Annotated in this window: 23 protein-coding genes; 12 read left to right on the top strand and 11 right to left on the bottom strand. The window is 43.1% G+C overall.

Annotated features, from left to right (window positions below; translation table 11 throughout):
- Nucleotides 1–16 precede the first annotated feature (16 nt).
- The 7 genes from rplT to H2O73_RS01590 all read right to left on the bottom strand — a co-directional run bounded on the left by rplT (nucleotide 17) and on the right by H2O73_RS01590 (nucleotide 8,031).
- Entirely contained in the window at nucleotides 17–370 is a 354-nt protein-coding gene (rplT, locus tag H2O73_RS01560; RefSeq protein WP_017052550.1) for a 50S ribosomal protein L20, read from the bottom strand.
- A gap of 41 nt (nucleotides 371–411) precedes the next feature.
- Nucleotides 412–606, bottom strand: coding sequence for a 50S ribosomal protein L35 (rpmI, locus tag H2O73_RS01565; protein ID WP_182105838.1), 195 nt, complete (start codon nucleotides 604–606; stop codon nucleotides 412–414).
- 121 nt (nucleotides 607–727) lie between these two features.
- Nucleotides 728–1,279 (bottom strand): translation initiation factor IF-3, encoded by a 552-nt coding sequence (gene infC, locus H2O73_RS01570; RefSeq protein WP_182106900.1) that lies wholly within the window; start codon nucleotides 1,277–1,279, stop codon nucleotides 728–730.
- Between the two features lie 3 nt (nucleotides 1,280–1,282).
- Nucleotides 1,283–3,211 (bottom strand): threonine--tRNA ligase, encoded by a 1,929-nt coding sequence (thrS, locus tag H2O73_RS01575; RefSeq protein ID WP_182105840.1) that lies wholly within the window; start codon nucleotides 3,209–3,211, stop codon nucleotides 1,283–1,285.
- Between the two features lie 303 nt (nucleotides 3,212–3,514).
- Complete coding sequence (locus H2O73_RS01580) at nucleotides 3,515–5,143, bottom strand: methyl-accepting chemotaxis protein (protein ID WP_182105842.1); 1,629 nt, start codon at nucleotides 5,141–5,143, stop codon at nucleotides 3,515–3,517.
- Between the two features lie 405 nt (nucleotides 5,144–5,548).
- A complete protein-coding gene (locus tag H2O73_RS01585) occupies nucleotides 5,549–7,177 on the bottom strand; it encodes a methyl-accepting chemotaxis protein (RefSeq protein ID WP_182105844.1) in 1,629 nt (542 codons plus the stop codon).
- Nucleotides 7,178–7,590: 413 nt separating this feature from the next.
- A complete protein-coding gene (locus H2O73_RS01590) occupies nucleotides 7,591–8,031 on the bottom strand; it encodes an Lrp/AsnC family transcriptional regulator (protein ID WP_182105846.1) in 441 nt (146 codons plus the stop codon).
- Between the two features lie 135 nt (nucleotides 8,032–8,166).
- Here H2O73_RS01590 and H2O73_RS01595 point away from each other — a divergent pair, with 135 nt between their 5' ends.
- Entirely contained in the window at nucleotides 8,167–8,754 is a 588-nt protein-coding gene (locus tag H2O73_RS01595) for a LysE family translocator (protein ID WP_182105848.1), read from the top strand.
- 121 nt (nucleotides 8,755–8,875) lie between these two features.
- Nucleotides 8,876–9,640: a siderophore-interacting protein gene (locus tag H2O73_RS01600; RefSeq protein WP_182106902.1), complete on the top strand. Its 765-nt coding sequence runs from the start codon at nucleotides 8,876–8,878 to the stop codon at nucleotides 9,638–9,640.
- Between the two features lie 136 nt (nucleotides 9,641–9,776).
- Here H2O73_RS01600 and H2O73_RS01605 read toward each other — a convergent pair whose 3' ends face one another.
- A complete protein-coding gene (locus H2O73_RS01605) occupies nucleotides 9,777–10,649 on the bottom strand; it encodes a LysR family transcriptional regulator (RefSeq protein WP_182105850.1) in 873 nt (290 codons plus the stop codon).
- Between the two features lie 185 nt (nucleotides 10,650–10,834).
- Here H2O73_RS01605 and H2O73_RS01610 point away from each other — a divergent pair, with 185 nt between their 5' ends.
- The 5 genes from H2O73_RS01610 (at nucleotide 10,835) to H2O73_RS01630 (ending at nucleotide 17,588) form a co-directional block, all read left to right on the top strand.
- Nucleotides 10,835–11,983, top strand: a complete 1,149-nt coding sequence (locus tag H2O73_RS01610; RefSeq protein ID WP_182105852.1) for an S-(hydroxymethyl)glutathione dehydrogenase/class III alcohol dehydrogenase — start codon at nucleotides 10,835–10,837, stop codon at nucleotides 11,981–11,983.
- Between the two features lie 102 nt (nucleotides 11,984–12,085).
- Nucleotides 12,086–12,925, top strand: coding sequence for an S-formylglutathione hydrolase (gene fghA / locus H2O73_RS01615; protein WP_182105854.1), 840 nt, complete (start codon nucleotides 12,086–12,088; stop codon nucleotides 12,923–12,925).
- A gap of 191 nt (nucleotides 12,926–13,116) precedes the next feature.
- Nucleotides 13,117–13,518, top strand: a complete 402-nt coding sequence (locus tag H2O73_RS01620; protein WP_182105856.1) for a hypothetical protein — start codon at nucleotides 13,117–13,119, stop codon at nucleotides 13,516–13,518.
- 104 nt (nucleotides 13,519–13,622) lie between these two features.
- Nucleotides 13,623–15,302 (top strand): RluA family pseudouridine synthase, encoded by a 1,680-nt coding sequence (locus H2O73_RS01625; protein ID WP_182105859.1) that lies wholly within the window; start codon nucleotides 13,623–13,625, stop codon nucleotides 15,300–15,302.
- A 135-nt stretch (nucleotides 15,303–15,437) separates the two neighbouring features.
- Nucleotides 15,438–17,588, top strand: a complete 2,151-nt coding sequence (locus tag H2O73_RS01630; protein ID WP_182105861.1) for a sensor domain-containing diguanylate cyclase — start codon at nucleotides 15,438–15,440, stop codon at nucleotides 17,586–17,588.
- Nucleotides 17,589–17,644: 56 nt separating this feature from the next.
- On the opposite strand, the gene H2O73_RS01635 is transcribed toward H2O73_RS01630, so the two are convergent.
- Nucleotides 17,645–18,208 carry a sugar O-acetyltransferase gene (locus H2O73_RS01635; protein WP_182105862.1) on the bottom strand — a complete coding sequence of 188 codons (564 nt, stop codon included), beginning with the start codon at nucleotides 18,206–18,208 and terminating at the stop codon, nucleotides 17,645–17,647.
- 261 nt (nucleotides 18,209–18,469) lie between these two features.
- Here H2O73_RS01635 and H2O73_RS01640 point away from each other — a divergent pair, with 261 nt between their 5' ends.
- From H2O73_RS01640 to yqfB, 4 genes are all read left to right on the top strand, one after another.
- Complete coding sequence (locus H2O73_RS01640) at nucleotides 18,470–19,402, top strand: universal stress protein (protein WP_182105863.1); 933 nt, start codon at nucleotides 18,470–18,472, stop codon at nucleotides 19,400–19,402.
- Between the two features lie 367 nt (nucleotides 19,403–19,769).
- Complete coding sequence (locus tag H2O73_RS01645; RefSeq protein ID WP_182105864.1) at nucleotides 19,770–21,521, top strand: ABC-F family ATP-binding cassette domain-containing protein; 1,752 nt, start codon at nucleotides 19,770–19,772, stop codon at nucleotides 21,519–21,521.
- 179 nt (nucleotides 21,522–21,700) lie between these two features.
- Nucleotides 21,701–23,692, top strand: coding sequence for a U32 family peptidase (locus H2O73_RS01650; protein WP_182105868.1), 1,992 nt, complete (start codon nucleotides 21,701–21,703; stop codon nucleotides 23,690–23,692).
- 569 nt (nucleotides 23,693–24,261) lie between these two features.
- Complete coding sequence (gene yqfB / locus H2O73_RS01655) at nucleotides 24,262–24,579, top strand: N(4)-acetylcytidine aminohydrolase (protein WP_182105870.1); 318 nt, start codon at nucleotides 24,262–24,264, stop codon at nucleotides 24,577–24,579.
- A 117-nt stretch (nucleotides 24,580–24,696) separates the two neighbouring features.
- Here yqfB and H2O73_RS01660 read toward each other — a convergent pair whose 3' ends face one another.
- Nucleotides 24,697–25,209, bottom strand: coding sequence for a hypothetical protein (locus H2O73_RS01660; protein ID WP_182105872.1), 513 nt, complete (start codon nucleotides 25,207–25,209; stop codon nucleotides 24,697–24,699).
- 222 nt (nucleotides 25,210–25,431) lie between these two features.
- Here H2O73_RS01660 and H2O73_RS01665 point away from each other — a divergent pair, with 222 nt between their 5' ends.
- The gene (locus H2O73_RS01665; RefSeq protein WP_182105874.1) at nucleotides 25,432–25,938 is read left to right on the top strand and encodes a P-loop nucleotide/nucleoside kinase family protein; all 507 of its coding nucleotides are present in this window, start codon (nucleotides 25,432–25,434) and stop codon (nucleotides 25,936–25,938) included.
- Nucleotide 25,939: 1 nt separating this feature from the next.
- Here the strand turns inward: H2O73_RS01665 and H2O73_RS01670 are convergent, their stop codons facing one another.
- Nucleotides 25,940–26,797 carry a patatin-like phospholipase family protein gene (locus tag H2O73_RS01670; protein ID WP_182105876.1) on the bottom strand — a complete coding sequence of 286 codons (858 nt, stop codon included), beginning with the start codon at nucleotides 26,795–26,797 and terminating at the stop codon, nucleotides 25,940–25,942.
- Nucleotides 26,798–26,941 lie beyond the last annotated feature (144 nt).

Consider the following 26,941-nt stretch of genomic DNA (forward strand, 5'->3'; position numbering starts at 1 on the left):
AAACCTGAACTGCTAATTAAAGAGCAGCTTTCGCTTTTTCAACTAGTACAGCAAATGCTGCTTTGTCGAATACTGCGATGTCAGCAAGAATCTTACGGTCGATCTCGATAGATGCTTTCTTAAGACCGTTAATTAGACGGCTGTAAGATAGACCATTTTGACGAGATGCCGCGTTGATACGTGCAATCCAAAGTTGACGGAATTGACGTTTCTTGTTGCGACGGTCACGGTAAGCGTATTGACCAGCTTTGGTAACTGCTTGGAAAGCTACGCGGTAAACACGTGAACGTGCTCCGTAGTAACCTTTAGCTTGTTTTAGAACTTTCTTATGACGTGCACGAGCTTGTACACCACGTTTTACGCGAGGCATTATGCTTCTCCTAAACTAAACGATTATTAAACTAAAAAGAATTAAGCGTATGGCATCATACGCATAACAGCAGCTACTTCACATTTAGGAAGGATTGCGTTAGGACGTAGTTGACGCTTGTTCTTAGTAGTACGCTTAGTCAGGATGTGACGTTTTGTAGCGTGCTTAAATTTAATACCACCAGCAGTTTTCTTAAAACGCTTAGCAGCACCTCTGTTGGTTTTCATCTTAGGCATGATGAATAACTCCGCATTGTTGAGTTGTTTATAACAATAGTAATCAGGGCGAACAAAACCCAACCGCCAGGCCTTTATGAAAAGGACGACAGCTGAGTTTTCTTACTTGTAAAGCCGTTAATTACTTCTTTTTAGGGGCCAACACCATGATCATCTGACGACCTTCGATACGGCTTGGGAAAGATTCTACTACAGCAAATTCTGCAGTATCTTCTTTTAAGCGACGAAGAACATCAACACCGATGTCTTGGTGAGCCATCTCGCGGCCACGGAAGCGAATAGTTACTTTCACTTTGTTGCCGTCTTCAAGGAAACCAGTCAGGTTGCGTAGTTTTACCTGATAGTCTCCAATATCAGTTCCAGGTCGGAATTTAATTTCCTTAATCTGAACCTGTTTTTGCTTTTTCTTCTGCTCTTTAGCAGACTTGCTCTTTTCAAAGAGGAATTTGCCATAGTCCATTACACGACAGACTGGTGGCTCAGCGTTAGGACTGATCTCAACAAGATCCATACCTGCTTCTTCAGCAGCTGCGATCGCTTCTTGGATCGATACTACGCCAACTGATTCACCGTCAGCGCCAGTTAAACGAACTTCACGAACGCCACGAATTTCACCGTTTAAACGGTGTGGGTTTTGTTTTACCGGCTGTTGGCCGCGTCTTCCGCCTTTAATAGCTTATTCCTCCAGATTGAGCTTACGGCTAGCGATCTCGTCTTGGATGTATGCTATAAAATCATCCACTTTGAATTTACCGAGATCCTTACCTTTACGAGTACGTACTGCGATTTCGCCGGCTTCCATTTCTTGGTCACCACAAACCAGCATATACGGTACACGCTTTAAAGTGTGTTCGCGGATTTTAAAGCCAATCTTCTCATTTCTCAAGTCCGCTTTAGCTCTAATTCCACATTTTTGTAGTTTTTGGGCAACTTCTTGTGCGTAATCAGACTGTTTGTCCGTAATATTCATTACGACAGCCTGTTCTGGCGCCAACCACGTAGGGAAGAAACCAGCATAGTCTTCAATCAGGATACCGATGAAGCGCTCAAGTGAGCCTAAAATTGCACGGTGGATCATCACAGGAACAAGACGTTCGTTGTTTTCACCCACGTAAGTTGCACCAAGGCGACCTGGTAGGTTGAAGTCTAGCTGAACCGTACCACATTGCCATGCACGATCTAAACAATCGTACAGCGTAAATTCAATCTTAGGTCCATAGAATGCACCTTCGCCTTCTTGAATTTCGTATGGGATTTCCATCGCTTCAAGAGATAGCTTCAATGCTTCTTCAGATTGATCCCAGATCTCATCTGAACCTACACGTTTTTCAGGACGCGTAGATAGTTTAACAACAATGTTGTCAAAACCAAATGTTTGGTATGTATCGTATACCATCTTAATGCAAGAAGTGACTTCTTCTTGAATTTGGCTTTCTGTACAGAAGATGTGAGCATCATCCTGAGTGAAGCCACGCACACGCATAATACCGTGTAGTGCGCCCGATGGTTCGTTACGGTGACAAGAACCAAACTCCGCCATACGTAATGGTAGGTCACGGTAAGATTTCAGACCTTGGTTAAAGATCTGGATGTGACCAGGGCAGTTCATTGGTTTTAGCGCGTATTCACGGTTCTCAGAAGAGGTCGTGAACATCGCTTCTGCGTATTTGTCCCAGTGACCAGAACGTTCCCAAAGAACACGGTCCATAATTAGAGGACCTTTCACTTCTTGGTAACCGTATTCGTTAAGCTTAGAGCGTACAAATACTTCTAGATCACGGAAAATAGACCAACCATTATGATGCCAGAACACCATACCAGGTGCTTCTTGCTGCATGTGGAATAGGTCTAGCTGCTTACCAATTTTACGGTGGTCACGCTTAGCCGCTTCTTCTAGGCGAGTAAGGTGCGCTTTCAGTGCTTTCTTATCATGGAAAGCTGTACCGTAAATACGTTGCAGCATTTTATTGTCGCTGTTACCACGCCAGTAAGCACCCGCAACATTCAACAGAGTGAAATGTTGGCAGAAGCCCATGTTAGGAACGTGAGGACCACGACACATGTCAATGTATTCTTCGTGATGGTAAAGACCTGGACGATCGTCGCGAGCAACGTTTTCATCCAAAATTTCCATCTTGTAAGTTTCGCCACGCGCTTCGAATGCATCGCGCGCTTCCTGCCAGCTAACTTTCTTCTTGATAACTTCGTATTTGGTCTTAGCAAGCTCTTTCATACGCTTTTCAATCTTTTCAAGATCGTCTTGCGTTAATGATTCTTCTAGATCGATATCGTAGTAGAAACCGTTATCAATTGTAGGACCGATCGCCATTTTGGCTTGCGGATAAAGCTGCTTGATTGCGTGACCTAGAAGGTGAGCACAAGAGTGACGAACGATTTCTAGACCGTCTACTTCATCTTTTGCTGTGATGATTTCTAGGCTTGCATCTTGTTCAATTAGATCGCATGCATCAACGCGTTGACCATCTACACGACCAGCGATGGTTGCTTTTGCAAGACCAGGGCCGATAGATTGCGCGACTTCAAGAGTAGATACTGGGTTGTCAAATTGACGCTGACTGCCGTCAGGAAGTGTAATAATAGGCATGTATAATCCTTACAGTGGTGTTGCATACCAAGCAACACTTGCTGGTTTTAACCGCTTCATCGAGATGCCGCGATTAAGAAAATTGTTTGTTTTACTCGCATTTAGAGACAAATACGGATGCCCCTTTCTACGAACAGGCGCACATTGTAACTGAAGTTTTCAAAATAACAATCAAGTTCACATAATTTACTTAGCAATCTTTACTCTCAGAAATGACGTTTTCAAAAAATAAAAAAACACCGCAATGAATGCTCTATTGCGGTGTTTTATCAAACATTTTAAAGATGGTATCTCAGATAGCTTTTACAGCTTGAAGAACGACAACTGCTCTTTCTGTTTCTCTGCCAACTGGGATAGCTCGTTACTTGCGCTCGCGCTTTGGCTAATGCCAGTCACATTTTGATTCACAAGCTCCGACATATTAACCACATTACGATTGATGTCTTGGGTTACTTGCGATTGTTGCTCTGCTGCCGTCGCTACCTGTGTGTTAGCATCATTGATACGCGTGACCGCCTCTGTGATACCTACCAATGCATCATTAGCATAACGCGAAAGCTCATTGTTCTTGTCCAGCATATCAAGGCTTAATTGCATGCTGTCGTTTGCCAGCCCTGATTGAGTTTGTAACTCTTCAATAATCGATTGAATTTCACCGGTTGATTCTTGAGTGCGCGCAGCAAGCAATCGAACCTCATCAGCAACAACAGCAAAACCACGACCTGTTTCTCCGGCACGCGCCGCTTCAATCGCTGCGTTGAGTGCAAGTAAATTGGTTTGCTCTGAAATGCCACTGATCACTTCAATAACATTATTAATCTGCTCAGATTGCTCTTTCAGCTTGGTGACCACCTCAGCAGCACCATTCAGTGCTTCACTCATTTGCTTACTTGCAGCATTGCTTTCATTAAAGGTTGCTAATGCCGATTGAGCCAACTGGTCGGCTTCGCGAGCAGTACTATCTGCAAGCTGGGCATTGTCACTCACGTTATCCGCTGTACTTGCTAATTCATTGACCGCTGATGCCACCTGCTCGATTTCAGCCAATTCTTGATGCGAGTTGCTCTCTGCTTGGGTCATCACTGCTGCTAGCTCTGTTGAAGCAGATGCCACATCTTCACTAATGCGGATAAGTTGGTCGGTCGTTTGCGCTAATTGTTCAACGGTTAAATTCACGTCTTTGTTTAGTTGAGCTATTTCATTCTCACCATCAGCATCAGCACGAACCGTCAGATCCCCCTCAGAAATACGACGCATCACACTTTGCAGCTTCTGTATCGGCGTCACTATCATTCCAGAGAGAATCCAAGCAACGACAAGAGATAGCGCCAGAACACCGAGCACTGTCCATGTTGCTACATTTTGCACACTAGCCGCTGCGCGCTCACTTTCTGCCATCGCCATTGTCGCCACAGAATTGACTTTACGTGACAAGTCGTTAATAGACTCAATCATCACTTTGCCTGATTCGCGATACTTGACGATAAACTGGTTATATTCTTGCTCTGAGACACTCCCAGCATCACGACGTTCAAAGAACTTAACCGCCTGTTCAGAAAGCAATATATATTCTTCGATTTTATCTCTTACAACCCTTGAATCAGACCCGAATGTTCCTTGAGCCTCGACAATATCCAGTGATGAATTAATATCTTTCATCGCCTGTTTAAGCTCACCAAGAAATATTTCTCTTCGGCTTGCGTCATAAATTGCGTACACAGCGCTAATGCGTAGTGGGTATACGCGGTCATCAATTTTTGCTAGTGCATCTTTGTTTGCGACCAAAGATTGTGTATTAGATGAAATTAATTCTTGCTCTGTCTGTAGGTTGTTTTTAGTTATCCAAAGTGAAATAAGCAAAGCGAATGTGGTGAACAATACTGGTATAAGTACTTGGGTGCGAATTGAAAAATTTTTCAGCGTAAAAGGCATGCATGTCCTCAAATTATTTGTTATCTCGACCTAATTCGTAACTGGGACTGTTCCCATGTATGGCGCGCATGTTATTACAATTTGTTAGTGATCTCCATTCCAGTAAGTCATTAATTGTTAAAAATATTCTATCTTTCCCCCGCCAGAATATTGCCTTCCCGACAATTTAATGGCGCTCATTCGTTAACCTATTGATGTCAATGTTAAACTCAAACAGCGTTATCAATTTGTGGCTCTATTCTGATATTTTGCTATTAGAAAGCGTGCAGCTAATTTCTCATCTTCGCGTGTCAATCTCTTAAATATGACTTGCAGGCATTCGGTTGTTCCACATAAAAAAACACCGCAATGATTGCTCTATTGCGGTGTTTGGGGATAATTCCGAAGAGTTATCTCAAGTAGCGTTTACAACTTGAAGAACGATAACTGCTCTTTTTGTTTCTCCGCCAGTTGGGATAACTCACTACTCGCACTCGCGCTTTGACTAATACCCGTCACATTCTGATTCACCAGTTCCGACATATTGACCACGTTACGATTGATGTCTTGAGTAACTTGCGATTGCTGCTCGGCTGCTGTCGCTACCTGTGTATTGGCATCATTGATACGCGTTACCGCCTCGGTAATTCCCATCAATGCATCGTTAGCATAACGAGAAAGCTCATTGTTCTTATCCAACATATCAAGGCTCAATTGCATGCTGTCGTTTGCCAGCCCAGATTGCTTTTGTAACTCTTCAATAATCGCCTGAATTTCTCCAGTTGATTCTTGAGTACGAGCGGCTAGCATACGTACCTCATCAGCAACCACTGCAAAACCACGCCCCGTCTCACCGGCACGCGCCGCTTCAATCGCTGCATTGAGGGCGAGCAAGTTAGTTTGCTCTGAAATACCACTAATCACTTCAATGACGTTATTGATTTGTTCTGATTGCTCTTTCAGCTTGGTGACCACCACTGCTGCATCATTTAGGGCATGGCTCATTTGTTCGCTGGCAACATTACTCTCATTGAAAGTTGCCAATGCAGACTGCGCTAACTGGTCGGCTTCGCGGGCAGTACTATCTGCTAACTGGGCATTGTCACTCACGTTATCCGCCGTACTTGCAAGTTCATTTACTGCCGAAGCCACTTGTTCGATTTCAGCCAATTCTTGATGGGAATTGCTTTCCGCTTGGCTCATCACGGCAGCTAACTCTGTCGAAGCCGATGCCACATCTTCACTGATGCGGATAAGTTGATCCATGGTCTCTGCAAGCTGTTCTGCCGTAAGGTTGACGTCTTTATTCAGTTGAGCAATTTCATTTTTGCCATCTTCGTCTGTACGTACAGTAAGATCACCCTCAGCGATTTTACGCATCACGCTTTGCAATTGTTGTATTGGAGTCACAATCATTCCAGAAAGAATCCATGCCACCAAAAGGGAAAGAGTAAGTACACCGAGCACTGTCCACATCGCAATATTTTGTACCATCGCAGCCGCTTCCTCTGTCTCAATCATCACTGCGTTGTTAACCGTGTTGACTCTACTGGAAAGATCATTGATTGCGCCTGCCAATGCATTACCCGTTTCGCGGTACTTAGCGATAAAATTGTTATATTCTTGCTCGGACACAAGTCCTTGATCACGTCGAGTAAAAAACGCAACAGCCTGCTCAGAAACAGAGACATATTCTTCTATCTTCTCTCTTACCAAAACAGCTTCAGTACGGAATGTTCCTCGCGCTTCGATGACACCTAAAGATTGTTTGATTTCCTGCAAGCCCTGCGTTAATTCTGCAAGAAACGTTTCACGACGCTTTGCATCGTAAATTGCGTATACCGCACTGATACGTAGTGGATAAACGCTATCATCAATCTGAGCCAGTGAGTCTTTATAGAAAATCAGTGATTGCGTATGGTCCGCCATCATCGCTTGCTCTTCTTGCAAGTTATTCTTGGTTATCCAAAGCGCAATAAATAAAGCCACGATGGTGAACAGCACAGGTACCAGTACCTGTGTACGAATAGAAAGGTTTTTCATCGAAAACTGCATATACGACCTCAATTTACTCTTATGACTCTGTATTCTTTTATTTAGGAATTTAGGAGGGGCACTCACTATAAGCGCGGATGCTATTACACTTTGTTACAGAATGATATTCCTAAAGATAAATTATTGGTAACTAATTGAATTAATTAGCTGCGACATAGAGCGGCCATTTACACATAAGAAACATTAATATCAATTAAAGCTATTGAATAACCGTGAAAATATATTAATAAAACTCTTGATATGAATATTCGCAATTTAAAAATTTAATTTCTAAAAGTGGAACTAAGGTCATGCAGACCTGAATTGAAATGGCATGAAATTGACTATTAATGACGAAATATCAACGTGATGACAGTCGCCGTATTAATATAAAAACATTCAAACTCGAATCAATGGGAAACACATAGTGCAGGCTAGCGGGTATCTTTGGGTGACCCCATCACCACCATGGTCGTAATTGAATTGACATGCTCACATTCGCCCAGCACGTCAGAATGAAACTTCTTATAGCTCACCAAATCTTTGGTTTCTACGCGAAGTAGATATTCATTCGCCCCTGTGATGTTATGGCACTCTACTACTTCATCCTCAAAACGAACGTGCTCTTCAAACGCTAATTGAGCATGCTTACTATGGTTCGAAAGACCAATTGAAACATAAGCAACAAAGCCAATACCGAGTTCACTGGTGTTTAACTTAGCTTTGTAACCAGTAATCACCCCTCGTTTTTCTAACTCTTGCACTCTACGCAAAGTAGCGGAAGGCGATAAACCGACCTGTTCAGCAAGATCAACATTAGAAATTCGTCCATCCGATTTCATTAACTGCAATATTCTTTCGTCAAACTTATCCATATCGACCATTTATTGTTAATTAAGCACTACATAGAACAATAAAAGCACAAAATTGAGCGCATTTCTACGTAGACTAGATCTTGACCGGTCAGATACGCAATTTTTGTTCATTTATTAGGAGTGCAATCGAATATTATGCAATGGGAACATATCACTGCTTTGGCATTATTTGCCTTTGTCTCAACATTTACACCTGGTCCAAATAATTTGATGTTAATGACATCGGGTGCGAACGTGGGTTTCAATAGATCCATTCCCCATATGCTGGGCATCACGATAGGCTTCCCAGTCATGGTTATATTGGTTGGATTTGGCTTAGTTGAACTGTTTGAGCGCTACCCTATGGTTCACCAAGTGCTTAAAGTCGTCAGTCTGACGTATCTTTTTTATTTGGCATACCGAATTGCTCGTAGCCAGCCTCCACAGGGGGGAGAGGTTAATTATCAACCACTGAGTTTTCTTAAAGCCGCGAGCTTTCAATGGGTCAATCCAAAAGGGTGGTCAATGGCATTAACTGCGGTCACAGTCTATAACCCCGAAAACAGTTTATTCGGTTTAGCCTTAATCGCCGTCATTTATGCGATTGCTAATATTCCATCAGGCTCTTTTTGGATTGTAGCGGGCAAGCAATTGCAATACTTTTTAACCAGCAATACTCGCATTCGTCTGTTTAACTACACAATGGCTGCACTGCTGATTGTATCGACTTTGCCGATGATCTGATTTTAACAACCATTGCATCAACCACATTGCCGTTACAAATGTAAATTAGGTTAAAGATGCTGTGTACTCGATAAATTGAATGTTAGTCTAAATGAGAAGAAGAATATTTATCGAGTACACTATGCAGCCAAACCGACCTCAAACTGTTACCGTTCGTAGTAGCGAAACAATAACGCCAAATATGCAACGTCTAGTCCTACAAGGTGGCGTTCTAAGTTCCTTCAATGATGATTGTGAAGGCGGCTACATTAAACTGTTATTTAATGCTGAAGGCGGCACTGATCTATCCAACATGCCAGATGGAATGCGACCAGCGATGCGCACTTATACTATTCGCCGTTTTATGGCAGAGGAACATGCCATCGAAGTCGATTTTGTTCGTCACATCACGCAAGACAATCAATGTGGTTTTGCCTCTCGTTGGGCAATGAATGCGCAAATTGGCGATACAATTGAAATCCGCGGTCCTGGAGATATTTCAAGCTTAAATCACAGCGCTGATTGGTTTGTTTTCGCAGCTGACATGACGGCTTTACCAGCTCTATCGGTAAAAGTGAAGCAACTGCCAACGGATGCTAAAGGCTACGCGGTTATCCAAGTTGTGAGCGAAGAAGATGTGCAACCTCTGGAAGTACCTGCAGGTATTAAGGTTCACTGGGTGACAGAAGAGCTATCTCAAGCCGTTCGAGCTTTGCCTTGGCAAGACGGTCAAGCTTCTGCATGGGTTGCGTGTGAGTTCGACTCTATGCGCGGTTTACGCCAATACCTACGTAATGAGAAGGAGCTTGAGCGCGACTTTATCTACATCAGTAGCTACTGGAAACAAGGTGTGGCGGAAGATGGGCACAAAGTAATCAAACAACAAGATGCCCAAGAAAACAACTAGTCTCTCTGGTTTCTTTAATTCCATCAACCTATAGCGAAAGAATTAATCCGCTTAAACCAAACCTCTAAGCATCGATGACGATGTGATGAGGTTTGGTAAGAGCAAATCAATACCTCTGTAACTTCAAGGGTAAAGATTACTCAGCCATTTGCTCAGCAAGGTAATCAATCAGCAAACGAACTTTTGGTGATAAGTTTCTATTTTGAGGATACAGCGCCCAAATCCCTTCTCGCTCATCACGGAACTCTTTCAACACCTCAACTAACTCACCATTATCCAACGCTGTTTGCACGTAATAATCTGGCAACTGTATTAACCCCAACCCTCGCTTTGCCGCATCCAACAAAGCAAAACCTGAGTTGCATTGAATTCGACCACTGACCCTAACCGACTTCTCACTCTTTTTATGTCTAAAGCGCCAATGAGCCATCGAACTGACTAAACATTGGTGATGAGACAACTCCGACAAACTGTGCGGTGCGCCATATTTAACAATGTAGTCAGGGCTCGCACAGACATACAATTGACGAGAGGCCAAACGTTTGGCCACCAACGAAGAGTCTCTTAAGCGCCCCAAGCGAATGGCAACATCATAGCCGGCTTCAATTAAGTCTACAGTCTGGTTCGTTAGATCGAGCTCGAGATCAATTTGGGGGTAAAGCAATAAAAACTCATTCAATAATGGTGCGACATGAATTTCGCCATACGTCACCGGAGCGGTAATTTTAATTTTGCCTTTTGGCACAGCTTGCAATTGAGTCACCGCAAGTTCGGCCAGCTCTAAACCTTCAACCAGCAATTTACACTGCTCAAAATATACTAGCCCAGCTTCGGTTAGCGTCACCTTACGTGTCGTACGGTTAAGCAGTTTTACCGCCAATCGTTCTTCCAACGCTGCCACTCGACGGCTAATCTGCGCCACTGATGTATGAAGTTTCTTTGCTGCCCCAGTAAAACTGTTCGTTTCAGCAACGGCAACAAACTCACTTACCCCTTCCCAATTCGCCATTTAAGATTTCCATTATTACAAATAGGTAAAAATCATTTACATAATAGCCTGATTATCATTTCAAATGAAATATATAAAATAGCGACCATCTTAACGAGGCAGCGCAAAGCGAAAACCTTAACTAAGCTTTAAATCATTATTCGATACCGGTGATACAACACGGGTACTTTAAGAAGGAAAACACAATGGCGCTTGAAATCAAACCAGGTCAAACTCACATCAAATCAAAAGCGATGGTTGCATGGGCAGCGGGCGAACCGTTGAAAATGGAAGAGGTTGATGTACAACTTCCTAAAGCAGGTGAAGTTCTAGTTCGCATCGTTGCGACTGGTGTTTGTCATACTGATGCGTTCACTCTATCAGGTGACGATCCAGAAGGTATCTTCCCATCAATCTTGGGTCACGAAGGTGGCGGTATCGTTGAAATGATTGGCGAAGGTGTGACTAGTGTTGAAGTTGGTGATCATGTTATCCCTCTTTACACTGCCGAATGTGGTGAATGCAAATTCTGTAAATCTGGTAAAACAAACCTTTGCCAAGCAGTACGCGAAACTCAAGGTAAAGGTTTGATGCCTGACGGCACTAGCCGTTTCTCAATCAACGGTGAAACGATCTTCCACTACATGGGTTGTTCTACTTTTTCTGAGTACACTGTCCTTCCTGAAATTTCACTAGCGAAAGTGAATAAAGAAGCGCCTCTTGAAGAAGTTTGTCTACTAGGCTGTGGCGTAACTACAGGTATGGGTGCAGTACTGAACACAGCAAAAGTTGAAAAAGGCGACAACGTAGCGGTATTTGGTCTTGGTGGTATCGGTCTTTCAGCTATCATCGGTGCTCGCATGGCTGGTGCTAACCGCATCATCGGTGTCGATATCAACGAAAGCAAATTCGAACTAGCAAAACAACTTGGTGCGACTGACTGCATCAACCCAATGAATTTCGACAAACCTATTCAAGATGTCATTGTCGAAATGACAGATGGTGGTGTGGAATATTCATTTGAGTGTATCGGTAACGTTAACGTTATGCGTCAAGCTCTTGAGTGTTGCCACAAAGGTTGGGGTGAATCGGTTATCATTGGTGTTGCTGGTGCAGGTCAAGAGATCTCTACTCGTCCGTTCCAACTTGTGACTGGTCGCGTATGGCGTGGTTCTGCTTTCGGTGGTGTAAAAGGCCGCTCTGAGCTTCCAGAAATTGTTAACCGTTACATGGCAGGTGAGTTTGGTCTTCAAGAATTCATCACTCACACCATGGGTCTACAAGACGTGAACGAAGCATTTGAATTGATGCACAAAGGTGAGTCTATTCGCACTGTTCTGCATATGGACAAATAATAGCCACTAACCATGTAATTAGGCTCTTCAGCCAAAATTGGAGAGCCTACAACGAGCTGAATGCCCCTAGCCTTCCATTATAGTTTTATCGAGAGATTATCCATGACCATCGAAAACATCAGCCAAGCCAAAGTGTTTGGTGGCTGGCACAAACAGTACACGCATGAGTCTCAAAGCCTCAATTGCTCAATGCGATTTGCGATTTACTTGCCACCAAGTGCAACGCCAGCGACGCCCGTACCTGTAGTTTACTGGCTATCAGGTTTGACTTGTACTGATGAAAACTTCATGCAAAAAGCTGGGGCATTCCGTGCTGCTGCTGAGCTTGGTATTGCGATTGTCGCTCCAGATACAAGCCCTAGAGGCGAAGATGTTGCTGACGACGAAAACTATGATCTGGGTAAAGGTGCAGGGTTTTATCTCAATGCAACTCAAGCGCCTTGGAATACACATTACCGTATGTATGATTACATCGTTGATGAACTACCAGCTTTAATCGAGGCTAATTTCCCAGTCTCAAGTAGAAAATCTATATCGGGTCATAGCATGGGCGGACACGGTGCGCTAACGATTGGTTTGAAAAACAGCGACCGCTATCGTTCTATCTCTGCATTTAGCCCCATCAGTAACCCAATGCAATGCCCTTGGGGGCAAAAAGCATTTGCCGCTTATTTGGGTAAATCAGTAGAGAGTTGGAAAGCGTACGACGCGTCTGAGTTGCTCAAACAACATATGGCAAAACTGCCAATGCTGGTTGACCAAGGTGATGCGGATAACTTCCTGCATGAGCAATTGAAACCGGAAACGCTTGTGCATGCAGCGCAGCTGCATAACAGTGACCTGACGTTAAGAATGCAGCCAGGTTACGACCACAGCTACTACTTTATTTCTAGCTTTATAGAAGAACATTTGCGTTTTCACGCTAAATATTTGCTTGCTTAGATAACCGCTTTCAAAGCAACAAATGACAAGCCCCTCTTCACTGCCTTTTGAGGGGCTTTCTCTATACCCAAGTAACCTCAAGATGCTTGGCTATATTTAACTCGATCGCTCTTTTACATTTCTTTGCACTCGTCGCTTGCTGCGCTAAACTAGCCACACTTCTTATTTGCTTGCCGTAGCTACGATTGACCATGTCGAAAATTAAAATCACCTTTTTAACGCTAATTCTCATTGCTTCCGCTGTTGCTGCATGGGTTTTTATTCCCACTCATACCAGCCTTGGTTACCCAATTGCCTCCATACCGGTAGGTGAAAACTTGTCCTTGATGGGTTACAAGTTAGCCTCTACTGAAAAAAAATTAAACAAGCTCAATCAATACTATTTAATTGAGAACGGCAGCGAAATTGGCGACCAAGAACCACTAATCACAACATCCGATCAGTTCCTACGCATTGAATCAATCAAAGACAACACGCTAACTTTAAGTGTAAAAGGGCGTATCGAGCAGTATCGCAATGATATTTGGGTAGAAAAAGCAGATGGCACCGTACAGCACTGGCTAGTCAGTTTAAACTCAAGCTACGTACGCTAACGCTTCTGACACAACGAATCCAATCCACCTTGCTTAGCAAGGTGGTATTCCTTTTCTAAACAGGTAAAATCGCGACTCTTAAATAACGCTGATAGAAATTTACCATGCACCAACCTGAGCAACTCTTTACCCGTTTTAACGCCAATATCGACAGTATCGATTTACCAAGCGCGTTTACTTTCCCTTTTTACTATCAGCCACACCCTCTTTGCATTATTGCTGCGACTGAACTGCAACAGCATTTAGAGGCTCAAACTCAATGGCAACATGACTTTGGCATTGAAGGGAATGAATCCGGTACGGGTAAAATGTTTGGTGTGCTTCTGGTTCGCTCCTCGCAAGGTGAGTTAGGCTATCTAAGCGCTTTTTCTGGTAAGATTGCTGAGCAAAACTTACTGCCTAACTTTGTTCCACCAGTATTTGATATGCTGGCAGAAGAGTGCTTCTTTCGTACAGAATTAGACGACATCACCCAGCTAAATAGCCGAGTAAAAACGCTATCAGCCGATCCTACATTGGCTGAACTCAATCAAACGCTCGCTCAATACCAAGCAGAATATCAGCAGCAAGAACAACACCAACGCCAAGCAATCATCTATGGTCGTGCCGAACGAAAACGCCAACGCCTAGAAGCAGAGCAAACTCTTCCAACAGAAGAGGTCAAAACGGTGCTTGATCAACTCGCCAAGCAAAGTGTCGCGGATAAAAATGTTCTCAAATACCTAAAGTTAGAGTGGGATGAAAAGATTGCTCAAGTTCAATCTAAACTGCTGAAATACAATGACGAAATCCATCAAGCAAAACAGCAGCGTAAGAATCTATCCAATGCTTTGCAAAACAAGTTATTCGAGCAATATTGTTTTCTCAACGGCAAAGGCGAACAAAAATCGTTGAAAGCTATTTTTGCTGAAACCACAAACCCTACACCACCAGCGGGCGCAGGTGAATGTGCGGCACCGAAGATGCTGCACTACGCTTACAAGCATGGTTTTACTCCCCTAGCGATGGCAGAGTTCTGGTGGGGGATATCACCTAAATCAGAAATCCGACAACATAAAAAGTTTTACCCTTCATGCCACGGTAAATGTAACCCAATTTTAGGACATATGCTGCAAGGGCTCACGGTGGATCCCAACCCACTTGAAGACAATTGGGGCGAAAATAAACCACTTGAAATTGTCTACCAAGATGACGCTATTGTAGTAGTCAACAAGCCGTCTGGTCTCTTATCTGTGCCAGGGAAAACCATTAAAGATTCTGCCTATACACGGGTACAAGCCTTATTCCCAGATGTAGAAGGACCGTTCGTGCTGCACCGTTTAGATATGGCAACCTCAGGGCTTCTAGTGTTTGCTTTGACACGCCGAGCAAATAAAAGTCTACAGCAACAGTTTATTGCTCGCGGCATTGAGAAACGGTATTTGGCGATGGTTGAAGGGGTTGTTTCACAGCAAAGTGGTGAGATTAACTTACCAATGCGGGGGGACCCAGATGATCGCCCACGCCAATTAGTTTGTTATGAACACGGTAAGCCTGCAACGACTTACTGGGAGTTGATCGAGACAAAAGATGGTAGAAGCAAACTCTATATGTACCCTAAAACGGGTCGTACCCATCAACTTCGTGTGCACTGCGCCCATTACCAAGGTCTGAATATGGCAATGGTCGGTGATGGTCTCTATGGAGAAAAAGACTCTCGATTACATTTACATGCTGAGCGTTTATCTCTCGATCATCCATACAATAAAAAACGCATGACTTTTAACGCTGCTTGCGAATTTTAACACCCCATTTTTCTATCTAATCTCCACTATTTTCCAATCACTATTTATCTCATTAAATAGTGATTGTCGGATGATCATTTTGTTTCATATTAATAATGTTTAATCGTATAATGTGCGGACTCTGGAGGAAAGTGAATGAGTCACGCCGCAATAAAACAAATAAAAGCGATTATGTCCCAATTGCCACTAACACAAGGCGTTGAGGGTGTTGCACAAACTAAAAATAAAATAGACGACGTCTGCCAGGAGTATAATTACCACTTACCTAAGCTTTTCACACTTATTTTAGAAGGTGTTAAGGGGAATCGAAATAACACTCGCCTTGAAGCGATGGACATTTTCGAAGAAGCACTATCACTTTGCCAAGAAGATGATGTAGTTCAGCGCTTGCAAATACAGACTTTCTTAGGCTCAATCTATGCGGACTATGACGACTACCATAAGGCATATATCGCTTATCGCGATGTACTTGAGCATGCCTACCGATTAGATGCGAACTATCTGTCATTCGCATACACCAATATCAGTGATTTCTATCTGTGCCTAGGTCAGTACGATCAAGCTTATCAAATAGCAGAGCATGGCGCTCAATATGGTGAGAAAATCGGTCATCACTCTAATCACGCAATTTGTCTGCTCAATATGGGATACGCTCTGGGCTACCATCACAGCAAGCACCAAGCCGCAATTTTACACTGTAAACAGGCATTGAAGCTGGGCAGCGATAATGGTGCGACACGAGTAGAAGCCATTGCACACGGCTATATCGCTCAAATTATGGCACGTAATGCCAACATGTACTCCCCCACGCAAATCAACCATCATTTCAATCAGGCTGATTATTTGTTCACTGGGGTTTTTGACAATCACAATCAAACCGAATGTCGAGTTCACCATATTGCTTACATGACCAAATTTGGTGACCGACAGCAAGCATTACAACGAGCGCTTAAGCTCCATGAAGAAATAAATGCAGAAGACAACTATGGCTTCTTCGCGCTTTTATGTGACTGTCTCTGTGAATTGTTACACGACAATGATGACGTGGTGCTGCTTTGCAAAATCCAATCTGATTATATCCATATCACTCGACAGCATCTAAAGAAGCTACAAACCAAAGAGTTTGACAAGCTAATTAATCAAATAGAAAAAGCGACACAAGATCATGAACGGTTAGTACTCGACAAAATGCAGCAACACATTGGGGCTGTCACTGAAGTCGGTCAATCGATAGCGACATCGGAAGATATTGCTAACAATCTCCCAATGATCTACGAAAAAATCTGTTCGATTTTCCCGACCAAAGAGTTTGGCATCGCGCTATATCATGAAGATAGTGACACTTTAGAGTATTGCTACTTTCACGATAATCATGGTCCCGTTGCTAATTCCATCGTCAATTGTAAGACGCAATTTTCTGTCGGCACCTATGTAGTTAAACATAAGCGTACCGTTCATTTGAACCAAATTAATGATGAAGCGCTCAGCGCCTTTGTTCCAATACAAGAACGCTCAACTAAAGAGTGTGTCTATTTTAGAAATGACTCACCGGTTCAATCGATCATTTTGACCCCTATTTTGATACAAAATAAGGTGCTTGGTTTGCTTTCAATTCAACACCCGCTGGCTGATCAATATTTACAGTACCACTGTAACTTATTTGAACAACTCGCCAGTTTCATTGCCGTTGCATTAGAGAACCACATGCAACGCAACCGCCTTGAAGCTGCCTATCAAAAGCTGGAAACCTTATCAAAAACTGATCCTCTAACAGGGCTATACAATCGATATCAATTAGATGATATCGCACCAAAACTGATAGAAAATTCAAGCAAGTACGGTTTCAACCTTGCTATCGCAGTTATTGATGTCGATTATTACAAAGGCTACAACGACTTTCATGGTCATCACCAAGGTGACGTGGCCCTTCAATATATCGCCAATGAAATGAAGAAAGTGTTTGCTGACAACGATGACTACCTCTTCCGCTACGGTGGGGACGAATTTTTGCTACTGAGTTACAACTTGCCTGAAGTCGCGTTCAAGTTAAAGCTAGAACAGATGCATCAAGCGATCAGCGATTTATCATTAACTCATCCACTATCCTCGTGCAGCGATTGCGTGTCACTGTCGATTGGCGCAGCCTATTTCAGCGAAATCGATCATATCAACAATAACTTCTCTGAACTGTTCAATATTGCGGATCAAGAGTTGTATAACGTCAAAAAGAGCGGTCGAAATCGCATTAGTAGCGTTAGGAAGAAACTGGTTAGAGAAACCGTTTAGGTCCAATAGCAAACTATTTCACAAGCTGTTTCCAGCCATAAGGAACAGCTTGTGATTTATTCATCATTGATATTCACACGAATAACCCGGCATGGATTACCCGCCGCAAGTACGTTTGCAGGAATGTCTTTGGTGACAACACTACCGGCACCGATAACCGCATTTTCTCCAATAGTGACTCCTGGACAAACGACCACACTCCCTCCTAACCAAGCATTGTTACCAATGGTGATAGGTTTACCAAACTCCACCCCTTCTTCCACTCTACTTTTCACATCCAACGGATGACCCGCCGTGTAAAGCTGCACATTGGGACCCAACAATACGTTATTGCCAATCGTCACCTCTGCGACATCAAGTATTACGCAGTTAAAATTGGCACAAAAGTTTTCACCAAGCTGAATATTACTACCGTAATCACAACGGAAAGGCGGTTCAATAAACGCATTTTCACTATTAGGAATCAACTGGTTAATTGCATCACGCCATTCTGAAGTATCTGGAATACTGTTATTGAGCTGCTGTAAAGTTTTACGGCAAACAATACGTTCCGCGTACAGCGCCGTATCCCATGCATCATAAGCTTCACCAGCGAGCATCTTTTGTTTTTCAGTTTTCATCACTTTTCTCTAATCGGAAGTTTGTTTATGCGTGCCAGCATTGTGGGTGGCTAGCACATGAAACTTAAAACCATTATATCTTGGTAAAATAGCATTAAATCATGCCGTTCGGTCTCCCTTCTCACTTGATGATTTCTACAGCCAAATTGAACCACTAGCGCCCCGACTTATTTACCCTCACAACAATAGTAAAAACCACAATCACAAAGTGGAAATTTTAACTAAGCAGGTCAACACTTAAGACAACTAAGGGAGGTCGGTATGAAAGAGTTTAAAAATATACTATTTGTTAGCCAAGGATTAACAGGGAATAGTGACTCACTGGAGCAAGCTCTAACATTATCAAACAACAATCATGCCTCACTAATGGGGATCATTATTTGCCCATCGCTACCAGAAAACATGAGCAAATATGAAGAGGTGTATGAAAAGTCACTGCTTGAAAACCTAGATTCTGAAGTTAAGCAATGTGTAAGCAAAAACAACCAAGACGACAGGCGAGTCTTCCCAATTAAGATTGCCAGCGGGGATAAACCTGCCATCAAGGTAATCAAAACCGTTCTCAATGATGGCTGTGATTTGTTGATTAAAGATGCAGAGCCACTTAACGAAGGTAGCGAAGGCTTCAAAGCATTAGACATGAAACTACTTCGAAAAAGCCCCTGTGCCATTTGGTTGAACCGCCCAAGCCCAAAAGATCACGCTAAAAAGAGAGTGGCGGTCGCTATTGACCCGATAGTGGAAGGTCCTGAAGGGAAAAAACTGGCTCTACAACTGCTTGAGGTCTCCCGATCTATAGCAGATAGTTGTGATAGCCAGTTGCACGTTATCTCATGCTGGGAATACGAGCTTGAGAACTACTTAAGAGATCATTCTTGGATTCAAGTTGACGAAGAAAGACTCAACGCTGAAATTGAATCGGTCAGATCAAATCACCGAGAAATTTTGGACTCATTGATTATTGAATCGGGGATCTCTGGAGAGATAACCGTTCACCACATTAATGGTCGAGCAGACGATGAAATTCCACAGTGCGTCGCCAACTTAGAGATTGATATTCTTGCTATGGGTACGATTGCGCGTACTGGTATTAAAGGGCTGGTGATGGGTAATACTGCTGAAAACGTTCTGCAGTCGATCAAATGCTCACTCGTAGCACTCAAACCTGAAGGGTTTATCTCACCTATTCATTAGTGTTGCGCACGTTAGGGGCGTTGATATCGTCGCCCCTATATATATCACTAACATGCAATTTTTCTCACCATTCTCACTGGCGATCTTATAGTTGCATATGTAAAATAACCACCACGGACCACCGAAGGTGCTTTCACTTTCATAAAAAACAAGGAGGTATGCTATGTCTATGTGGTGTTCAATCAACCCACGTCTATTTGGTATTACAGCTCGCTCAAGAGTTTCAGCTATCGCACTGCGATAATCTCGACTTGAGCGAACCTTTACCTTTCGACAAATAGCGTCACCCGAGTACTGCTCCTCAAGCTCGAAGAATTATTGTCAGTTCTGACAACGGCTTTTTACGCCTAAAATTCTTGAGAACATTATGAGTACTTTTTTAACTGCACAATCCTTAACACTAGCCCACACTTCTAACGCTCTATTCACAGAACTTAACTTCACCATTAATCGTGGTGATCGTATCGGTTTAATTGGTCACAATGGCTGCGGTAAAAGCTCGCTACTAAAACTTCTTTGCCACCAAATCGAACCAAGCCATGGGCGTGTTGCTACGGCAAATCACTGCTTGATGCGTTATGTAGAGCAACACATTCCTCACCATATCTACTCAACCAGTATTCTTTCAGCGGTTGCGGAAACATTGGCAGAAGAGGACATTTGGCAAGCCGAATTGCTGCTTGAAGAACTAGGGTTTACCGCGCAAGAATGGAAATTACCCGTTGCACAATGCAGCGGCGGGCAGCAAATGCGGCTGTTACTGGCTCGAGCGATCATACATCAACCCGATTTATTACTGCTCGACGAACCGAGTAACCACCTAGACTTACCCTCACTTCTTTGGTTGCAGCGATTTCTCAGTAAATGGAAAGGCTCGTTTATATTGGTTTCACACGACCAGACCTTACTCGACTCTGTCACCAACAAAACTTGGGTGTTGCGTGACCAAACATTGCACCATTTCAACTTACCCTGTACAGCCGCACGTTCCAGCTTGAAACAACAAGATGAAGCCGATAAGCAGCGACACTTCAGCGAACAAAAAGAAATTGACCGCATAGATAAGAGTGCTAAACGTCTAGCGTTATGGGGGAAAATTTATGATAACGAAGATTTGGCCCGTAAAGCGAAAACTATGGCGAGTAGGAAAGAGCGCCTTCAAGAGGAACAGACAGAACTGAGTCAAACTGCCCCTTGGCGATTAGCTCTAAAAGGAGAAGCACTTGCGGCAAATCGACTAGTCGATATCGCCCCATTTTCAGTGACACCAAAATCAGGAGACATCACCTTATTTGAAATGACAGAAAAGCAGATAAAGAGTGGTGATCGCATCGCTATTCTTGGCGAAAATGGAGGCGGTAAATCCAGCTTACTTAACCAGTTATTCTCTCGCTATTCTGGTGCTTCACTTTCATCGGTTACTTTTCATGACCGTTGTCGATTGGGTTATTACGACCAATCATTAAATCAATTGCAAGACAGTGATTCCATTGTTGATGCTCTACTCGCTTTCTCATCACTCAATAGTGAACAGTGCAAGCGAGCATTGATAAGTGCTGGTTTCGAATACGCAAGGCATTCTCAAGTTGTGGCATCACTCAGTGGCGGCGAACGCGCCCGTTTACTCTTTGTCGGCTTAACGTTAGCTCGTTACCACTTGCTGTTTCTTGATGAGCCCACCAACCATCTCGACATGGAAGGGAAAGAAGAGTTAATCACAACGCTTAATAACTTTGGTGGCGCCGCGCTACTGGTTAGTCATGATCGCAGTTTAATTGAACAAAGTTGTAATCGTTTTTGGCTGATTCAACAAGGAAAACTGACTGAACACCTTTCAGTGGACGAAGCATATACACAAATTGAAAATGGGTATCGACGATATCGCTCTATCAGCGATGAGGACAATATCACCTCGCCCTCTCAATCTCGTCATTTAGAGAGCAAAGAACTATTTCAGTGCAAACCTAATAGCACCACAAACGAAGATCATCTGCTGGAGCGTCTAGTTGAATTAGAAAGTTTGCTTGAAGATGATCTTAAACGCCGACCTAAACGCCAAAAAGTCGCTCTTCAACAGAAATGGCGTGAGGAAATTTCCATCATAACCGAAAAACTCTAACGTTTTTCATGCCGAGGCAATGCCAACTGCCTCGGCTTAACTGCACAATTAAATAGCCATACGGTCCTATTTATCCATCAAGCACAGACATGCCCAAATCGCACCGATTGAATAAAATTCGCATAGTCACTGCGAAAGCCGTAAAATGCGCGCCTATTTTAGTACGTAAGAGACAACACGTGACACGCGATCAATTTGAGTTATTAGCCCCAGGTGGCGACCTAGATTCAATAAAAGCCGCTATTGCAGCTGGCGCAGACGCTATATATTGCGGGCTCGACCGCTTCAATGCGCGCAACCGAGCTACCAATCTAACGCTAGATAACTTAAATGGTGTGTTAACCCTTGCCCACCAACACAGTTGCAAGATTTTCCTTACTCTCAATGTATTGATCTTAGAAAGCGAAATTCCAGCGATTGTGCGCCTATTGAGCCAATTAAACACCACTAGCATTGACGGTGTGATTGTGCAGGACTTAGGGCTTGCCTACATCCTTAAGCATCATTTTCCTGAGTTAGATGTGCATGCATCAACCCAGCTCAATACTCACAATGAAGGGCAGATCTTATTTCTCAATCAGCTCACAGCTAGCCGCGTAAATCTCTCTCGTGAACTGAACATCAATGAAATTCAGCATCTTGCTCAATTTGGTAAACCGCATAACGTGCAAATGGAAGTGTTTGTCCACGGCTCTTACTGCATTGGCTTTTCAGGCATCTGTTATATAAGCTCTGCGCGCAATGGGGCTTCTGGCAACCGCGGGCGTTGCAGCCAACCCTGTCGTGATCAATATGAAACGACCAAAACAGGCAATCAATACCCGCTAAATATGAAGGACAACTCCGCCTTTGGTGACCTTGAAGCTCTAGCAGAAGCTGGGGTTTACTCATTAAAAGTGGAAGGACGCATTAAGAAATCACACTACGTCTACACTGTTGTCGACAATTGGCGCAAACAGATTGACCGCCTATGTGATGGCGAAACACTGTCTACTGATACCAGTGAACTTTACACCGTCTTTAACCGAGATTTCTCCAATGCATTCTTGCAAGGTGAATTTGGCAAGGCGATGTATATTGATAACCCCCGCGATCACGCAGTAAAGCACTTCTCTACCATCTACCAATGCCAAAGTGTCGAAGATGTTCAACAAGTAAAGAAGAAGCTCTATGACGATAAAACTGCCATTATTGAGAACGTGGCGCAAAAGACAGAACATTTCGATGTCACCGGTAGGCACGCCAACGGCAGCAGTTTGAAGGGCGCTATTGATGTGCCAACACTACCCTCACTTGCCACCCCTCCGGTACGAAATGGAGCAGCGACACTATCAGTGTTAATCTCATCCGTTGACGATCTCTCCTTATGCGAAGAGCAAGGCGTTGAAGTTTACTACCAAATGCCGATGGGGCTTAACGATGAGTGGCAACACTTAGTTACGCTGTTTGAGGCAAACCCAAAATTAAAGCCTTGGTTCCCAGCGATTTTGATTGGTGACGATTTCCAAGCCGCCTATCATTTTCTCGCCGCTATCAAGCCATCTACATTGATCACCAATAACGCAGGTGTGGGCATATTCGCCAAACAACTTGGTCTCAATTGGGTGGCGGGCCCGCAAATGAATACGACCAACTCTTACGCTTTAAAATGTTTACAAGAAGAGTTTTCTGCTAGCGGTGCATTTATCTCTAACGAATTGAATATGAAGCAAATGCGACATATCAAACGCCCAGCATCTATGCGTAGTTTTTACAGTATTTACCACCCAAATACATTACTTACCAGCCGCCAATGCTTATTCCAGCAAACGGAAGGCTGTAAGAAAATAAAAGTGAACAAAGGTTGTTTAAAGCGCTGTAGTAAACGCACTTCAATTATCAATCTGAAAGATAACCCGTACGTTGTTCAAAAACAGCGTGGTAGCCATAATGCTATCTATAGTGAACACAACGTGCTGAACTTGCAGGTGCTTAAAGATTTGCCGGATCTGTTTACCGATCTATTAATCGATTTACGCGATATTCAAACTGAAACTTCAATTTCAGCCACTAAACAAGAACTTGTGACTGAATTTGTGGCATTACTGAATCACCCAGCTGAAAACACAGTTGAAAAACTGCATCAGTTAATTCACCCCACCGCCAACGCGCAGTATTTAAAAGGACTGTAGCCCCGCTTTTTGCTTATAACCAACGACTTAGCAAGAGTACGAAACGTGCTCTTGCTGAGAGTGTACGTTGCGAGTAATCACAATAGCGGTGCTTTATCGACTCTGTTCGCCCCCAGAATAAGCTAATATTATTAACCAAACCATTGTCACAAAATTTAACTGTACACATATCACCTTTACCAAGAAGTATTTATCTTAGTTGACGGGGCAATAAGCCTCATATTGAAAGGAAAATACTATGTTTATTTGGTCAATTGCTGGTTTAGTTATCTTTTTTGCTACTCAATTTTTTACTCCATCCTCAACTATCACTACAAAACAAGTGCTATGCGCAATAATGTCATGCGTGCTTGGTCCACTAATGCTCATCGCCGTTGTCGGCTCACAAGTGAATGCGAACATTTGGTTGAAGCGTTCCATCTCTGCTTAATTTAATACCTAATTAAATCGTGTAGAGAATTCATTCAAACGACCTCTCTACACAAATCACCCTCACTGTTTAAAAGATCTAAGCCTATTGTTAGGATCAGTCTATAATCACCACTTCAATAAATGACTGTGGATAGACAATGAACCAAGCTCCAACCAAGATTACCTTCTTTGAGTTTCTGACACCTCTTATCACCTCTGGTAAGAAAACTATCACCATTCGCGATGAAGTGGAAAGCCACTACGTTCCCGGCACACAAGTGGAAGTGTTTACCTTAGAAACAGATAGAAAAGTGTGTGAAATAAAAATCTTGTCTGTAGAGCCGTTACTATTTAATGACATCAACGAGTTCCATGCAGAACAAGAAGCATTGCCATTAGATGAGTTAAAACGCCTCATTGCCGAAATTTATCCAAACTTGGATCAGCTTTACATGATCAGCTACGAGTTAGTGTGATCAAAAAAAGAGGCATGATTGCCTCTTTTTTTAATGGGGTAACAACTTTTTAATCACTATTTCTAACGTGACTATTTGTATAGCTAGCTACCGATTAAATCACCACTGATTGAACAACTACTTAAACCAAAAACGTTCTGCCTGAGCAAAATGACGCCTTCTCGACATCGCGGTAAAAAATACCGTAATCATCAATGGAAGATACCAAATCAACACATCAACAATCCCGTTCGGAGCAAGACTTGGTAGACTGAGTGTGTTTGCAAAAAATTGGCTATCAACAAACACAATCAAAGCGGGTAATGCGTAGTATAAGAACCCACAGAAAGCACCAAGTATGACATACTGTACGACGCTAATCAGACCTGTAAACGTGTTGAGAATTAAGCGAAATATAATTGCAAATACAATACTCAATGTGATCGATTGAAGCAGAGATATGAGTTGTGTAACATCAATAAAACCTGCGCTTGTCAGGTACTCACGAAAACTTGGAAGTTCACTCAAAATTGCGAGAAGAAGCTCGCTAGAATGAGAAATGTACCATTGATTCGAGAAAACCAAGTCATAACTACCAAAAATTAGTAGACCTATCACTAATGCGCTGATTCCACACACGAGTTTATACATGGCTGCCTCTATTTATTCAAAGAACCCATTTACGCGGTCTATCAATAAGCCTGAAAAAAGCGCAATATCCAAGCCTTTCAATCTAAAGTTTTAACCTAGCCCCCATTTCTTTCCGCTATGATTCATTACTCGGTTTGAAAAGCGGGATTAATCGCCCTTTAATAATGAGTCTCTAAATTCATTTACCGTCTCTTTAACCGCACCAATTTGTCAGGAGATACAATGACCTTACCTACGCTTTATATTTTCTCAGGATTACCCGGTAGTGGAAAATCGACACTTGCCAAAGAACTGGCCAAGCAGATTAACGCAACCTACCTACGTATTGATACTGTCGAACAAGGGTTAAGAGATCTGTGTCAGTATAGAGTAGAAGGTGAAGGCTATCGACTTAGCTACCGCATCATCAGCGATAATTTGAAGTTGGGATTAAGTGCTATCGCGGATTGTTGCAACCCCATAGAACTGACACGCGAAGAGTGGCAACAAGTGGCTGTTGAAACCGGCGCACGTTATATCAATATCGAAATAATCTGCAGCGACGAGACTGAACACAAAATTCGAGTCGAACAACGGATAGCTGAAGTTGCAAACCTCAAGTTACCAACGTGGCAGGATGTGGTCAAACGTGAATACCACCCATGGCAAACACCCGTAGTTCGCATTGATACGGCAGGAAAATCCATTCAATCGAGCATCAATGAACTGCGACAGAAATTGAATGGTTAATTTAGCTTTTCAGCCATTGCTTAATCGCAGATTTTCCAGCTTCAAAGCCCAATTGATACGCCATTTCAAGTGATCTCACATCTCGACTTAAGCGCTTCAATTTGAAATTCTCTGGTGGGCATATTTGCACTATTTCCACGCCTACCGGCGGGTTTGCGATCAACTCGAGCGATTGATTATACCGTTGTGAACGGGTAAGCATCGGCGTAATAAGATTCGGCGTATCGCGCAGTAGATACTTGAGTAGCGGTTTAAACTTATCGTTACTTTTACGGTAGCTCGCAGGTCGACTGCGTAAAACCATAATCCTAGTCGCACCTCGTCTTATCGCTTCAGCGACTGGAAGCGCATCAGCAACACCACCATCAACATAACGAATTCCATCAAGTTCAACACCTTGTCGATACATAATAGGTAACGCACTGGATGCTTTCATTGTTTCGGCTAATAAATCGGTGTTAGGCGTTAGGTACTCAGCCCTGCCCGTATTTTGCCGAGTAACCACAAGAAAAAACGGTCGCGGGTCAGCATTGAGCGCCGACTTATCAATACCCAACTCATCAAGCGTGATCTGCCACATCCAATCAAGATCCATCAAGTCTCCGCCACGAATGTATTGTGGTAGGTTGATAAACTCTTTTCGTCGGCTGTAATCAAGATAGATTTTCAGATTTCTCTTGGGCATATTGGCTAAAAAAGCGGCTAAGTTACTTGCCCCTGCCGATACCCCCCAAAAGCTATCAAAGGCTGAAAAGTCTTGCTCTAGAAAATAGTCCAACACACCACATGAGAAGACGCCACGCATAGCGCCACCTTCCACTATTAATGCTCGTTGACCTATTTGCTCGACTGTATCCATACACCTTCTACCCACATATCATTTCCCAACCACACTATACCAACTCACTATAGCAATGGAGCCATTAGCTAATCTAAGTGGTGATTCACACTTACTCATTATATTGATAGAAAATATCGTGTTACAGCCGTGACTCATCCACCC

Source organism: Vibrio marinisediminis (assembly GCF_014050145.1).
In the GTDB taxonomy this organism is placed as follows: domain Bacteria; phylum Pseudomonadota; class Gammaproteobacteria; order Enterobacterales; family Vibrionaceae; genus Vibrio; species Vibrio marinisediminis.